Raw genomic sequence first — 12,861 nt, 5'->3', positions numbered from 1 at the left:
TGGCGAAATCAGCCGCCGGTTTCCCGACCGAAATCAGCCCGGTATCCCTTCGGTGCGGAAACCTTGATCCCGCCCGCCAGGCAGGCGAGCAGCGCCTCGTTCGTGAGCAGTTCGGAAAACTCGATGCCGAGCCTTCCCTTTTCGCTCCACGCGACGATCCCGTTGATGCGCGATCCCCCGCACACGAGCGTGATCGTCTCGAACACTCGCAGCGCATTGGTGACGTCGAGAAGCGCGCCATCGACGGAGATGTCGCGTACGAGAACGTCTTGCGATGAGGTCTCGCCTTCGAGCACGCCCTTGAGGAACGCGGCGGCCCGTTTGGGAACCCTTTTCTGCAGGATCATGACCGCCCGCCGACTCCGCTTTAAAATCCAGATGCGACCCGTCCTCGGGCTAGGCGTGCCGCCCTAACAATCCGTGAAGGGCTGCGCTGCGATGCGATCAATGGCCCTGCTTGCGGCTCAATTCGCGCGTCGCATCCTCCAGCCCGTCGAGCGTCAGCGGATACATCCGGTCATCGACCAGCTGGCGCATCATCTTGGTCGATTGCGAATAGCCCCACTGCTTTTCCGGCACGGGGTTGAGCCACACCGTCGCAGGATAGGTGTCGGTCACGCGCTTCATCCAGACCGCGCCGGCTTCATCGTTCATGTGTTCGACGCTGCCGCCCGCATGGGTGATCTCGTAGGGGCTCATCGCCGCGTCGCCGACGAAGATCACCTTGTAATCGTGGCCGTATTTGTGGAGCACGTCCCAGGTCTTGGTGCGTTCCTGCCAGCGGCGCCTGTTGTCCTTCCACACGCCTTCGTAAAGGCAGTTGTGGAAGTAGAAGAATTCGAGGTTCTTGAATTCGCTCGTCGCCGCGCTGAACAATTCCTCGCAAAGCTTGATGAAGGGGTCCATCGACCCGCCCACGTCGAGAAACAGCAGCAGTTTCACCGCATTGTGCCGTTCGGGCCGCATGTGGATGTCGAGCCAGCCCTGCTTGGCCGTGCCGCGGATCGTCTCATCGATGTCGAGCTCGTCCGCAGCGCCCTCGCGCGCGAAACGGCGCAGGCGGCGCAGCGCCATCTTGATGTTGCGGGTTCCCAGTTCGCGGGTCGAGTCGAGGTTCCTGAACTCGCGCTTTTCCCAGACCTTGACCGCGCGCTTGTGCTTGGACTCGCCGCCGATCCGCACGCCTTCGGGATTGTAGCCCGAATTGCCGAAGGGCGAAGTCCCGCCGGTGCCGATCCACTTGTTGCCGCCCTGGTGGCGCTTTTCCTGTTCCTCGAGCCGCTTCTTCAGCGTCTCCATGATCTCGTCCCAGCTGCCGAGCTTCTCGATCTCGGCCATTTCCTCTTCGCTGAGCATCTTCTCAGCGACCGCTTTCAGCCAGTCCTCGGGAATGTCGACCGGGTTCTGCCCGTAATCGGTCAGCACGCCCTTGAAGACCTTGTGGAACACCTGGTCGAACCGGTCGATCAGGCCTTCATCCTTCACGAAGGTCGCGCGGGAGAGGTAGTAGAACGCCTCGGGCGTCTGCTCGATCACGTCCCGGTCGAGCGCCTCCAGGAGGGTGAGGTGCTCCTTGAAGCTGGCGCCGATTCCGGCCGCGCGCAATTCATCGACGAAATTGAAGAACATGGAACACGGTCTAACCTCAGGCGAGCGCGGTTTCCAGCCCCTTCGAAGGCCACTTGCTTAAGCCTTCGCTAACCATCCGCGATTAGTGACCTGTCACAAACGGGGCATCCACACGGGGACACGCGATGAAGCCGACTGCAATCGACACTGCCAATGCGGCCGAACTGGGCACGATCCCGGAAAGCTGCGGCGCGGTCACGGTCGGATGCAGCGATGTAGCAGGGGTGGTGAAGGCGGTCATCAGATCGTCCGAAACCCTGCGCGCCGAACACGAGGCACTGCGCGAGACGGTCTCCGCGCTCGAGGCCGATCACACCCGCGTCGCCGAAGCGAGCGACGAAGCGCGGCTGCTGTCGGAACGCGCGACCGACCGGCTTGAAGAAGGCACGCGGCTGATCCAGTCATCGCTCGCCCAGATCAATTCGCTGCTCGAACTGGTCGATGCGCTGGGCCAGCACGTCACCAGCTTTTCCGCCGCGATGGAGCAGGTTCGCCGCAGCGCCAAGGATATCGAGGACATCGCAGAGACGACCAACATCCTCGCATTGAACGCCACGATCGAGGCGATGCGGGCGGGTGATGCCGGGCGCACCTTTGCCGTCGTGGCGAGCGAGGTGAAAAGCCTTGCCAGCGACACCCGCCGCGCGACCGATGAAATCGCCGCGACGATCGACGCTCTGGGCGAAGAAGCGGGCGTCGTCATCGGCCGGATCGAGGCAGGCAGCCAGGCGAGCGGCGAGGCCAAGGCCTCTGTCGCGCGGATCGAGAACACCATCACGAGCGTCGGCGAACTGGTCGAGGAAGTCGACCGCCAGAACGATGTCATCGCCCGCTCCACGGGCACGATCGGCGGCCATGTCTCGGCGGTGCAGGACGTGCTGACGAGCTTCGATGCGGCAGCGCTCGACAACGAACGCCAATTGAAGGGCGCACATCGGCGGATGGAGGAACTCGAACTCACCGCGAGCGAGATGTTCGACCGGATCGTCCATGCCGGCCTCAGCCCGCAGGACAGCGCCATGGTCGAACGCGCGCAGGACATCGCGCGGCGGATCGTGGAACGGACCGAAAAGGCGCTTGCCGACGGAAAGCTGAGCGAGGCCGCGCTGTTCGATACCGATTACGCCAGCGTCGAGGGCAGCAACCCGCCGCTTTTCCGCACGGGCCTATCGGATTTCGCGGACGAGAGCTGGCGGCCCGTACTCGACGAGGTCAAGGGTTCGGACAGCCGCGTGCTGGCGGCCGCGTGCACCGACATGAACGGGTTCCTGCCGACGCACCTCAGCGAGTTTTCAAGGAAACCGATCGGCGATCTCACCCACGACACCCAATATTGCCGCAACGGGCGGATCATCCTCGATCCGATAGACAAGCGCGCCAAGCAGAGCACCGCGTCCTACATGATGGCGACCTACCGTCAGGAAGGCGACGGGGAGCAATATGTCGTGGTGCGCAACGTCTATGTGCCGATCAAGGTTGCAGGGCGGCAATGGGGGCACCTGGAACTCGCCTACACCTTCCGATGACGGCGGGTCGGCGCAGGTCCCTATGAAGGATTGCGCCGCGCCATGAAGGCGAGCCGTTCGAACATCATCACGTCCTGTTCGTTCTTAAGCAGCGCGCCGTGCAATGGGGGAATCGCGTTGTTCGGGTTCGAATCCTGCAGCGTTTCGAGCGGCATGTCCTCGTTCATCAGCAGCTTGAGCCAGTCGAGCAGTTCGCTCGTCGAGGGCTTCTTCTTCAGACCGGGCACCTCGCGCAGTTCGTAGAACACGTCCATCGCCTTCTTCACCAGCGTCTTCTGGATGCCGGGATAGTGGACGTCGATGATTTCCTGCATCGTCTCGCGGTCGGGGAACTTGATGTAGTGGAAGAAGCACCGCCGCAGGAATGCGTCGGGCAACTCCTTTTCATTGTTCGAGGTGATGACGACGATCGGGCGTTCCTTCGCCTCGATCCGCTCCTGCGTCTCGTAGACGTCGAAGCTCATCCGGTCGAGTTCCTGCAGCAGGTCGTTCGGGAATTCGATGTCGGCCTTGTCGATCTCGTCGATCAGAAGAACGGGAAGCTGCGGCGAGGTGAAGGCCTCCCACAGCTTGCCCTTTTTGATGTAGTTGCGGATGTCGTGGACGCGTTCATCGCCCAGCTGGCCGTCGCGCAGACGGGCGACCGCGTCGTATTCGTAGAGGCCCTGATGCGCCTTGGTGGTGGATTTGACGTTCCATTCGATCAGCGGCGCGTCGATCGCCTTGGCGATTTCATGCGCGAGGACGGTCTTGCCCGTGCCCGGCTCGCCCTTGACCAGCAGCGGGCGGCGCAGCAGCACCGCGGCGTTGACGGCGACTTTGAGATCCTCGGTCGCGATGTAGTTCTTGGTGCCTTCGAAGCGCTGCTGCTGCTGATCGGTCATGGGTATCCTTCGTGAAACTGAATTCCGTCGCGCCAGCGATAAGGCGCTCCCCGAATGGGCGCAAGGGGGCGGCGCTGCGCGGGGCTGCTGCTCTAGCGTGACAGGGAGAGGATGCGCTGGGCGATCGTCTCCAGCGCGGCGTTTTCCAGCCCCGCATCGGGATTGTTCCAGCCCGCCGTCAGGATCCAGTATTCGCCCTGCCCGTCGCGCAGCAGCCAGGTGAGATTGAGAACGCCCGGCTCCGATCCGCCCTTGAAACCGGCATAGGTCCAATCGGCCGCCCGCTCCTCGGAAAGGCGGGGCTGCACCGCCATCACGCCGCGCGCGGAGTCGTCTTCGCGCCCGGCAATGCGCGCAAGGAGCCCTGCAAGGTCGCGCGGCGAGGCGAACCATTCGATGTCGATCGCACCGGGCGTTTCGGTCGCGAAGGTCGCCTGGACCTGCTCCATCGAGACATCCGCTTCGGTCATCGCGGCCAGCATCGCGCGCTGTCCATCGTCATCGGCGGCGCGATAGGCGGCGAGGAATTCCTCGCTCACCCCGCGCATCGCGAACAGCTCGCGCGTGGTCAGCAGCGGCACGCTGCGCGAGGGGTCGGCATTGCCCGAGGCGGCGATTTCGGCCTCGACACGGTCCTTGCCCAGGACGCTGATAAGCTGGTCGGTCGCGGTGTTGTCGCTGATCGAGATCATCATCGTCGCCAGCGTGTGAAGCGTGACCGGCGCGCCCTGCGGCCAGTCCTGCATCTGCCCGCTGGGAAAGGATTTCTCGGTCAGTTCGACCACGTCGTCCCATGCCAGATCGCCCGCTTCTACCGCCTCGGCAAGCGCCGAGAGCACGTAGAGCTTGAATGCAGAGCCCAGCGCGAGCTGCGTATCGGCATTGACCGCGAACACGGGCTGGTCGAGCCGGTCGAGCCGCGCGAACAGGGCGTTGGTCGTGCCCGGCAGCGCGGCGAGGTCGGCGCGGATCTTGGCGGCACTGTCATCGATCGGATCGAAGGTCCGGAACAGCAATTCGCTCACCCGGTTTTCCGCCGCCGGGTCGATCGCGATGCCGCCCTTGGCGATGGCCTTTTCCATGCGGATTTCGATCCGGGCGCGGGTCCCGTCCGCCGGATCGAGCGTCTCGACCGCGATCGCCGCACCGAACTGGCCGGTGAGCTGCTGCGAGATCGCGCGGAACCGTTCGGGCGGGACATCGGCGAAGAAGCTGTCGGAAAACACCTCTTCGGGCGCGATGTCGCCGTTGATGACGGCCACGACCTCGTCCGCTCGCGCTTCGAGCGCACTGCTTGCGGCCTGTGCGACAGGTTCGCTGGCAACGGGGGCGGTATCCTGCGCCGCAAGCGGCAAGGGCGCTGCCAATGCGGCGGCGACGGCGACAAGGAAGGCGGTACGGTTCATCGGCGTATCTCCCTGGATCAGGCGGCAGTCTATCGGGCGAGGGGGCGTCATTCCAGTTCGCCGAGCGCATCGAGCCTTGCCCGGATGCGGCGGGCGGCCCAGCGATTGAGCGCGACGACGGCGATGCCTGCGGCGATGGTCGCGAGCACGGGCACGGCCATACCCTCGACCGCAGCGCGCCAGCCCAGCGCTCCGGCGCTTTTCCAGGTGACCGTTGCGTAAAGCAGCACGAAACCGGGCACGAAGGGGCCGATATACCAGGCCGGCACGCTTCGCAGCGCCTCGTACTGGCGGCGATACTGGCGCCGCAGATGTTCGATGCAGGGTTCTTCGGGCCGGCGTTCGAGATTGCCCGCGCGGGTTTTGAGGTTGCGCAGCACGATCACGATACCCGCCGCGAGCAGGCCGAGCGCCAGCGCAAAGGCGTATTCGCCGATCCATGCGGCGGCGAGCGCGGCGAGCGCGGCGGGGACCAGCACGATCCCTCCGGCGGCGTATTCGATCAGGTTGCGGCGCCGGATCGTGCGTTCGAAACGGCCTGCGCGCGCCGCGATCCTGGCCGGGTCGGTGAAGGCCGCATCGTCGGCGGCAGCGGTCCATTGGGGGAAGGGAGGACGGGTCATGAAAGGGCTCTCTCGGTGCGGGATTCATCGGATTTCGGTTCGTCGAAATGGCTGGAGAGAAGCGTTTTCACCCGGTGCACCCGGACATTGACCGCGCCTTCGGAAAGGCCGGTGATCTCCGCGATGTCGCGGGCGCGCTCGCCCTCCAGCCACAGCACGATCACCTGCGCATCGAGCGGCGGCAGGCGGCGGACGAGTTCGGCGAGACGATCGAGAACGAGCCGCTCGGCCGCCTCGGTTTCGGGATTGGCAGCACCCGGCAATTCCCCGATCTCCTCGAGCGGGACGCGCGCCGGGCCGCGAACAGCCCTCGCCACGTGGTCCGCAGCGACGTTGTGAGCGACCCGGTAGACCCAGGTCTTGAGCGCGCAGTCGCCGCGAAACCGCGAAAGGCTGGTCCACAAGGCGCAATGGATCTCCTGTTCGAGATCGCGCGCCCTGTCGGCGTCGCGTTCGACCGTGCGGGCAAGGCGCGCAATCGCCGGGGCGAATTGCCGTCCCGCCTCGCGGTAGAGTTGTTCGATTGCGTCTTCCATGCCCCCCTAGTCCACCGGCGCGCCGATTTCTTACGCGAACGGGCACAAAAAGTCCGCGCGCGCGTGCCGGATATGCAATGAGAAAGCGCACACGAAAGGACATGCCATGCCGAGTGAACCATTCGCCATCACGAGCGCCGAGGGGCACGAACTGTCCGGCGCGCTCGAATTGCCGACCGGCCTCGTGCGGGGCGGGGCGGTGTTCGCGCATTGCTTCACCTGCACCAAGCAGGCGCGCGCTGCGGTCAGCGTTTCGCGGGCCCTCGCGGCGCGCGGCATCGCTTGCCTGCGGTTCGATTTCACCGGGCTGGGCGCAAGCGAGGGCGAATTCGGGAGGGCGGGTTTCGCCACCGACGTCGCCGATCTCGTCGCAGCGGCACGCGCGGTGAGGGAGCGGGTGGGCGGACCGGTCCTGCTGGTCGGGCACAGCCTTGGCGGGGCGGCGGTGCTCGCGGCAGGTGCGGAACTGGGCAGGGAGACGCTGGCCGCGATCGCCACCATCGCCGCGCCGTCCGATGTCGGGCACGTTCTCGGCGTGATGAAGGGCGATCACGATGCGATCCTGCGCGACGGGGAGGGCGAGGTGAGCATTGGCGGGCGCAGCTTCACGATCTCGCGCGCGTTTCTCGAAAGGATGGAGGCGGCTAGCCTGCTCGATCTCGTGAACGAGATGCGCGTGCCCTATCTCGTCCTTCATTCGCCAAGCGACCCGGTGGTCGGGATCGACCATGCGAGCGCTTTGTTCGGCGCCGCGTATCACCCCAAGAGTTTCGTCAGCCTCGATGGTGCGGACCACCTGCTGACTAGCAGCGAGGACGCCGAATTCGCCGCAGACATGATCGCGGGCTGGGCAGGGCGATACCTGCCGCTGCGCGATGACTGGCCGATGCCCGACGAGGGCGTCGTTGTGCAGACCGGCCATGGCCGGTTCGGAACGGAGGTCCATACGAAGACCCATCGCTTCGTAGCCGACGAGCCGCGTTCGTACGGGGGCGACGATACCGGCCCCACCCCCTACGACCTGCTGCTCGCCGCGCTCGGCACCTGCACCGCGATGACGATGACGATGTATGCGAGGCGCAAGAAATGGCCGTTCGAGGGTGCCCGGATCCACATGACGCATGAACGCGACCACAGTGCGGATTGCGAGCGGGCGCTAGACGAGCACGTGCGGGTCGAAGCGCTCAATCGTGACATCGAGGTGCTGGGCGATGCGCTTACGGACGATCAGCGCAGGCGGATCCTGGAAATCGCCGACAAATGCCCCGTCCACCGCACGCTGGAGGGGCAACTTCATATCCACACGCGAAGCGCGGGGTAATCAGAGCCGCGGGCTGGTTCCCATGGCGACCAGCACGAATTGCATCGCCAGCACGATCGCCAGCGCGATCCGCCAGCCCGACCCCGCCGACGCGAGGCCGCGCTCCAGCGACCAGAGATAGATGCCGGCGGATATAAGCCCGGTAAGGCCGACCGTTATCCAGCCATTCGCGTCAATCAGCACGAAAAACACCGCATAGACCGCGACGGCCTGGATCAGCACGGCGGCGGCGAACCAAGCGATCGGGATCGGGCGATAGGATGCGTCCGATATATACCAGTCGGGCAGCGAGGAATCGGGTCGCGAGAGCCGCCGGTCCCCTGCCATGATGTCCTCTTCCTTGGGGTCCGGGTAACGCGGTTCGCGCTCGTCACGCATCGATCAGGTCGCGGTCGATGTCGCCCGCGTGGCTCTGGATGAAATTGAAGCGGTGTTCGGGATTGCGGCCCATCAACTGGTCGACCAGTTCCTTCACCGCCGCACGCTGTTCGAATTCGGGCGGCAAGGTGATCCTGATGAGGCTGCGCGTATCGGGGTTCATGGTCGTCTCGCGCAGCTGCTGCGGGTTCATCTCGCCCAGCCCCTTGAACCGGCCTACCTCGACCTTCTTGCCCTTGAACACCGTCTCTTCCAGTTCCTTGCGATGCGCGTCGTCGCGGGCATAGCGGCTCTCCTTGCCTGCGGTCAGGCGGTAGAGCGGGGGCTGGGCGAGATAGAGGTGACCCTGCCGCACGACTTCGGACATTTCCTGAAAGAAGAAGGTCATCAGCAGCGTTGCGATATGCGCGCCGTCGACATCGGCATCGGTCATGATGATGACGCGGTCATAACGCAGCGTTTCGGGGTCGCAGTCCTTGCGCGTCCCGCAGCCCAGTGCGAGCGCGAGATCGGCGATTTCGCTGTTCGCCCGGATTTTGTCGGCGGTGGCGCTGGCGACGTTGAGGATCTTGCCGCGAATGGGCAGGATCGCCTGGCTCTTGCGGTCGCGCGCCTGTTTCGCGCTGCCGCCGGCGCTGTCGCCCTCGACGATGAACAGCTCGGTCTCGCGATCGCCTTCGCCCGAACAATCGGTGAGCTTGCCCGGCAGGCGCAGTTTCTTCGCATTGGTCGCGGTCTTGCGCTTGATCTCGCGCTCGGCCTTGCGCCTGAGGCGTTCGTCCATGCGCTCCATAACCTCGCCCAGCAGCGCCTTTCCGCGCTCCATGTTGTCGGCGAGGAAGTGGTCGAAATGGTCGCGCACCGCGTTCTCGACCAGGCGGGCGGCCTCGGGCGAGGTGAGGCGGTCCTTGGTCTGCGACTGGAACTGGGGATCGCGGATGAAGACCGACAGCATGACTTCGGCGCCCGTCATCACGTCGTCGGCGGAAATGTCCTTCGCCTTCTTCGCGCCGACGAGATCGCCGAAAGCGCGCAGGCCCTTGGTCAGCGCGGCGCGCACGCCCTGTTCGTGCGTGCCGCCATCGGGAGTGGGTACGGTGTTGCAGTACCAGCTGGTCGACCCGTCGGAATAAAGCGGCCAGGCGATCGCCCATTCGACGCGGCCCTGCGACGTGCCGTCCACCTCCGGGAAGTCCTGCCGCCCGGTGAAGGGCTGGCTGGTGACGCATTCGCGCGTGCCGACCTGTTCGGCGAGATGGTCGGCAAGCCCGCCGGGAAACCTGAAAGTGGCTTCTTCGGGAACGTCCTCGCTCGACAGGCTGGCCGCGCAGCGCCAGCGGATCTCGACGCCCGCGAAGAGATAGGCCTTGGACCGGGCGAGCTTGAACAGGCGCGCGGGCTTGAACGCGCGGTCGCCGAAGATTTCCTCGTCGGGGGTGAAGCTGACCGTGGTTCCGCGCCGGTTCGGCGCCGCACCGACGGTTTCGATCGGGCCAAGCGTCTGACCCTTCGAGAATTCCTGCGCGTAAAGCTGCTTGTCGCGCGCGACCTCTACCCGGGTGTGGCTCGACAGGGCGTTGACCACGCTCACGCCGACACCGTGCAGACCGCCGCTCGTCGCATAGGCCTTGCCCGAAAACTTGCCGCCCGAATGGAGCGTCGAAAGGATCACCTCGAGCGTCGATTTGCCCGGAAACTTGGGATGCTCGTCGACCGGGATGCCGCGGCCATTGTCCGAGATGCTGAGGCGGTTGCCTTCCTCAAGACGGACCTCGATGCGGTTTGCATGACCCGCCACCGCCTCGTCCATCGAATTGTCGAGCACCTCGGCGGCGAGGTGGTGGAGCGCGCGGTCGTCTGTCCCGCCGATATACATGCCTGGGCGGCGGCGCACGGGCTCGAGCCCCTCGAGCACCTCGATCGAGGACGAATCGTAATCGCCGCTTGAGGCGGGGGCGTTTTCGAACAGGTCGTCGGACATGGACTACGCTATAGGGCCGCATCCGGGCAGCCCACAAGCGCGAGCGCCTTCCTTATGCGCAGTTCCTAGAACGAGGTGGGCGCGGCCTCGACCTCAACGACCGCGCCGCCCGTCACCTTGCGCACTTCGAGCGCGCGTTCGGCCACGCCCGAGCGCTGGAAACGGAATGCACCGTCGACGCCGATGAAAGTGCGCCCGTAAAGGTCCGCGCGCGGGAAGGGATCGCCGACCTGCCATTCCTGCGCCATGCGCAAGGTCAGCAGGACCGCATCATAGCCGAGCGTCGAGATGCGATAGGGCTTGCCGCCGAAACGCGCCTCGTAGCTTTCGGCGAACCGCGCGAAGCGGTTGTCCGACACGGCGGAAAAGATCGCGCCCTCGACCGCCGGAGCACGAACGAGGCTCGATTCGCCGCTCCACAATTCGGTGCCGAGCAGGCGCGTGCCTTCGGCCCCGTCGCGCTTGATCTCGGGCGCGGACTGGACCGCCGCGCGCGCCCCGTCGGCGATCAGCACGGTATCGTAGCCACCGCCCGCGCGCAGACGCTGCGCGGCGCTCAGGATCGAGGTGTTGCCGCGCGAATAGCGCTCGGTCGCGACGAGATTGCCGCCGAAGGCGTTCAGCGCGCGGCGCATCGCGTCATAGGAACGCTGGCCGTAATCGCCTTCGGGCACGAGCGCGGCGAAGGCGGTGGAACCGTTCTCGCGCGCATAGCGTACGGTCCGCTCGATCGATTGTTCGGGGATATGGCCCATCAGCAGCACATCCGCGCTGGCGGCCGAGACATCGTTGGAAAACGATATCGCGGTCACTCCGGCCGGCCGGGCCGCAGCCTGCACGGCAGGGATATTGGCGGCCAGCAGCGGTCCGAGGATCAGCCGGTTGCCATCGGCGATCGCCTTGCGCGCGGCTTCGCCCGCCCCACCGGTCGTGTCGTAGGTGGTGATCCGCAGGCTGCTCGCATTGGTGTCGATCAGCGCCATCGTGGTCGCATTGGCGAGGCTTTGGCCGACCTCGCCCGTGGTCCCGCCAAGCGGCACGAGCAGCGCGACACGGTGGCGCTGCGCATCGCTCGGCAGCGCGGTCTCGCTCGGCTGCGGAGTGGGCGTGGCGGGATCGGGACCGGTCGATACGGTCTCGGTCTTGGGAATCACCTGGCACGCGCCCAGCAGCGCGGCCGAAGCGGCAAGGACGAGATTGCGGCGGCTCAGATGCGAAACCGCGGCGCGGATGCCCGAAAAAAGGCCGCCTTTCGCCTCGCCGTGCCGCTGCAGCGACATACTCATGACCTTCATTCTTGCCGACCCCCGATCGCTGCTTCAAAGACAGTCCCGTGATGACGATTGCCAGTCCCGCTTCGGCCAATCCCGCCTCGATGGAACGTGCACACGGCGAACCGCTCGGCGCAGGCCTCTACATCGTCGCGACGCCGATTGGCAATCTCGGCGACATAACGCTCCGTGCTGTCGACGTGTTGAAGCGGGCGGCCCTGATCGCATGCGAGGATACGCGCGTGACGGGCAAGCTCTTGAAGGCGGTCGGAGCCGATGCGCGCATGCAGCGCTATGACGATCATGCGAGCGAGGATACGCGCCGCCGCATCCTCGATCGTGCCCGCGCGGAGCCGGTGGCGCTGGTGAGCGATGCGGGAACGCCGCTCGTCTCCGATCCGGGCTACCGGCTCGTGCGGGAGGCGCGGGAGGAGGGGATCGCGGTGACGACCATTCCCGGTCCCTGCGCCGCAATTGCGGGTCTGACGCTGGCGGGGCTGCCGAACGACCGGTTCCTGTTCGCGGGATTTCTGCCGGTAAAGGAAAAGGCGCGCGGCGAAATATTGCAAGAACTGGGCGAAGTCGATGCGACGCTCGTCTTCTACGAGACCGGCCCGCGTCTGGTGCGCAGTCTCGAGGCGATGGCCGGGGTTTGGCCAAAGCGCGAGGTTGCTGTCGCGCGGGAACTGACCAAGCTGCACGAGGAATGCCGCACCGGCATCGCCGCCGATCTCGCCGCGCATTATGCCGCGCATCCCCCCAAGGGCGAGATCGTGCTGCTGGTCGGCCCGCCGGTCGCCGCACCCAGCACCGCCGACCCGGACGCGCTGCTCGCCCAGGCGCTCGAGGAAATGAGCCCGAGCAAGGCCGCCGCCGCCGTGGCCAAGGCGACCGGGCTCGACCGCAAGGCGCTCTATGCCCGCGCGGTGGAGCTGAAGGGCCGATGACCGGTAAGCGCGAGCGGGCCGAGCGCAAGGGGCGCGAGGGCGAGGCGCAGGCGGCACAATGGCTGATGCAGCAGGGCTGGCGGGTGCTCGCCGAAAGGGTGAAAACCCCGCGCGGCGAGATCGACCTGATCGCGCGCAAGGGCGGCGTGCTCGGCTTCTTCGAGGTCAAGTGGCGCGCCCATGCCGCGGACCTCGCCGATGCCATCGACGAACGCCGCCTGCACCGCGTTGCCGCCGCAGCCGAGATCGCCATGGCGGATTACGCCGAGCCGGAAGATGATTTCACCATTGACGTGCTGCTCCTTGCACCCGGCAGCCGCCCGCGCCACATCGCCAACGCCTACCAACCCTGAGGGACA

Annotated in this window: 13 protein-coding genes; 4 read left to right on the top strand and 9 right to left on the bottom strand. The window is 65.8% G+C overall.

Annotation, left to right across the window (positions count from 1 at the left end):
* Window positions 1–8: 8 nt before the first annotated feature.
* On the bottom strand, window positions 9–347 hold the full coding sequence (locus tag Ga0102493_RS07950) for a hypothetical protein (protein WP_034901445.1): 339 nt from the start codon (window positions 345–347) through the stop codon (window positions 9–11).
* Between the two features lie 97 nt (window positions 348–444).
* Window positions 445–1,629: a vWA domain-containing protein gene (locus Ga0102493_RS07945; RefSeq protein ID WP_034901448.1), complete on the bottom strand. Its 1,185-nt coding sequence runs from the start codon at window positions 1,627–1,629 to the stop codon at window positions 445–447.
* Window positions 1,630–1,754: 125 nt separating this feature from the next.
* On the opposite strand from Ga0102493_RS07945, the gene Ga0102493_RS07940 reads away from it, so the two are divergent.
* Entirely contained in the window at window positions 1,755–3,155 is a 1,401-nt protein-coding gene (locus Ga0102493_RS07940; protein WP_034901450.1) for a methyl-accepting chemotaxis protein, read from the top strand.
* 20 nt (window positions 3,156–3,175) lie between these two features.
* Here the strand turns inward: Ga0102493_RS07940 and Ga0102493_RS07935 are convergent, their stop codons facing one another.
* From Ga0102493_RS07935 to Ga0102493_RS07920, 4 genes are all read right to left on the bottom strand, one after another.
* A complete protein-coding gene (locus tag Ga0102493_RS07935; RefSeq protein ID WP_034901453.1) occupies window positions 3,176–4,039 on the bottom strand; it encodes an AAA family ATPase in 864 nt (287 codons plus the stop codon).
* 92 nt (window positions 4,040–4,131) lie between these two features.
* Window positions 4,132–5,445, bottom strand: coding sequence for a serine hydrolase (locus Ga0102493_RS07930; RefSeq protein WP_034901455.1), 1,314 nt, complete (start codon window positions 5,443–5,445; stop codon window positions 4,132–4,134).
* Window positions 5,446–5,492: 47 nt separating this feature from the next.
* The gene (locus tag Ga0102493_RS16130) at window positions 5,493–6,068 is read right to left on the bottom strand and encodes a hypothetical protein (RefSeq protein ID WP_051697639.1); all 576 of its coding nucleotides are present in this window, start codon (window positions 6,066–6,068) and stop codon (window positions 5,493–5,495) included.
* Entirely contained in the window at window positions 6,065–6,604 is a 540-nt protein-coding gene (locus Ga0102493_RS07920) for an RNA polymerase sigma factor (RefSeq protein WP_034901457.1), read from the bottom strand. Before Ga0102493_RS07920 ends, Ga0102493_RS16130 begins: the two co-directional genes overlap by 4 nt.
* Before the next feature lie 106 nt (window positions 6,605–6,710).
* Here Ga0102493_RS07920 and Ga0102493_RS07915 point away from each other — a divergent pair, with 106 nt between their 5' ends.
* Complete coding sequence (locus tag Ga0102493_RS07915; protein ID WP_034901459.1) at window positions 6,711–7,925, top strand: bifunctional alpha/beta hydrolase/OsmC family protein; 1,215 nt, start codon at window positions 6,711–6,713, stop codon at window positions 7,923–7,925.
* Here the strand turns inward: Ga0102493_RS07915 and Ga0102493_RS07910 are convergent, their stop codons facing one another.
* The 3 genes from Ga0102493_RS07910 to Ga0102493_RS07900 all read right to left on the bottom strand — a co-directional run bounded on the left by Ga0102493_RS07910 (window position 7,926) and on the right by Ga0102493_RS07900 (window position 11,570).
* Window positions 7,926–8,303 (bottom strand): hypothetical protein, encoded by a 378-nt coding sequence (locus tag Ga0102493_RS07910; protein ID WP_034901460.1) that lies wholly within the window; start codon window positions 8,301–8,303, stop codon window positions 7,926–7,928.
* Complete coding sequence (gene parE / locus Ga0102493_RS07905; protein ID WP_034901461.1) at window positions 8,296–10,284, bottom strand: DNA topoisomerase IV subunit B; 1,989 nt, start codon at window positions 10,282–10,284, stop codon at window positions 8,296–8,298. Before parE ends, Ga0102493_RS07910 begins: the two co-directional genes overlap by 8 nt.
* Window positions 10,285–10,349: 65 nt before the next feature.
* A complete protein-coding gene (locus Ga0102493_RS07900) occupies window positions 10,350–11,570 on the bottom strand; it encodes a penicillin-binding protein activator (protein ID WP_330659504.1) in 1,221 nt (406 codons plus the stop codon).
* An 89-nt stretch (window positions 11,571–11,659) separates the two neighbouring features.
* Between Ga0102493_RS07900 and rsmI the strand changes: the two genes are divergently transcribed.
* Together rsmI and Ga0102493_RS07890 are read left to right on the top strand one after the other, a co-directional pair.
* The gene (rsmI, locus tag Ga0102493_RS07895; protein WP_034901908.1) at window positions 11,660–12,502 is read left to right on the top strand and encodes a 16S rRNA (cytidine(1402)-2'-O)-methyltransferase; all 843 of its coding nucleotides are present in this window, start codon (window positions 11,660–11,662) and stop codon (window positions 12,500–12,502) included.
* A complete protein-coding gene (locus Ga0102493_RS07890; protein WP_034901462.1) occupies window positions 12,499–12,855 on the top strand; it encodes a YraN family protein in 357 nt (118 codons plus the stop codon). Before rsmI ends, Ga0102493_RS07890 begins: the two co-directional genes overlap by 4 nt.
* The last annotated feature ends 6 nt before the right edge of the window (window positions 12,856–12,861 follow it).

The sequence above is a fragment of the Erythrobacter litoralis genome, from assembly GCF_001719165.1.
Taxonomy (GTDB): Bacteria; Pseudomonadota; Alphaproteobacteria; order Sphingomonadales; family Sphingomonadaceae; genus Erythrobacter; species Erythrobacter litoralis.
The sequence above is the reverse complement of the archived record's forward strand: the minus strand, read 5'-3'. Positions and strand labels throughout refer to the sequence as shown.

Coding starts and splice junctions, on each gene's coding strand:
- rsmI (WP_034901908.1), top strand. CDS start 11,660: ATGGAACGTGCACACGGCGAACCGCTCGGCGCAGGCCTCTACATCGTC.
- Ga0102493_RS16130 (WP_051697639.1), bottom strand. CDS start 6,068: ATGACCCGTCCTCCCTTCCCCCAATGGACCGCTGCCGCCGACGATGCG.
- Ga0102493_RS07945 (WP_034901448.1), bottom strand. CDS start 1,629: ATGTTCTTCAATTTCGTCGATGAATTGCGCGCGGCCGGAATCGGCGCC.
- Ga0102493_RS07915 (WP_034901459.1), top strand. CDS start 6,711: ATGCCGAGTGAACCATTCGCCATCACGAGCGCCGAGGGGCACGAACTG.
- Ga0102493_RS07890 (WP_034901462.1), top strand. CDS start 12,499: ATGACCGGTAAGCGCGAGCGGGCCGAGCGCAAGGGGCGCGAGGGCGAG.
- Ga0102493_RS07950 (WP_034901445.1), bottom strand. CDS start 347: ATGATCCTGCAGAAAAGGGTTCCCAAACGGGCCGCCGCGTTCCTCAAG.
- Ga0102493_RS07900 (WP_330659504.1), bottom strand. CDS start 11,570: ATGAGTATGTCGCTGCAGCGGCACGGCGAGGCGAAAGGCGGCCTTTTT.
- Ga0102493_RS07910 (WP_034901460.1), bottom strand. CDS start 8,303: ATGCGTGACGAGCGCGAACCGCGTTACCCGGACCCCAAGGAAGAGGAC.
- Ga0102493_RS07940 (WP_034901450.1), top strand. CDS start 1,755: ATGAAGCCGACTGCAATCGACACTGCCAATGCGGCCGAACTGGGCACG.
- Ga0102493_RS07935 (WP_034901453.1), bottom strand. CDS start 4,039: ATGACCGATCAGCAGCAGCAGCGCTTCGAAGGCACCAAGAACTACATC.
- parE (WP_034901461.1), bottom strand. CDS start 10,284: ATGTCCGACGACCTGTTCGAAAACGCCCCCGCCTCAAGCGGCGATTAC.
- Ga0102493_RS07930 (WP_034901455.1), bottom strand. CDS start 5,445: ATGAACCGTACCGCCTTCCTTGTCGCCGTCGCCGCCGCATTGGCAGCG.
- Ga0102493_RS07920 (WP_034901457.1), bottom strand. CDS start 6,604: ATGGAAGACGCAATCGAACAACTCTACCGCGAGGCGGGACGGCAATTC.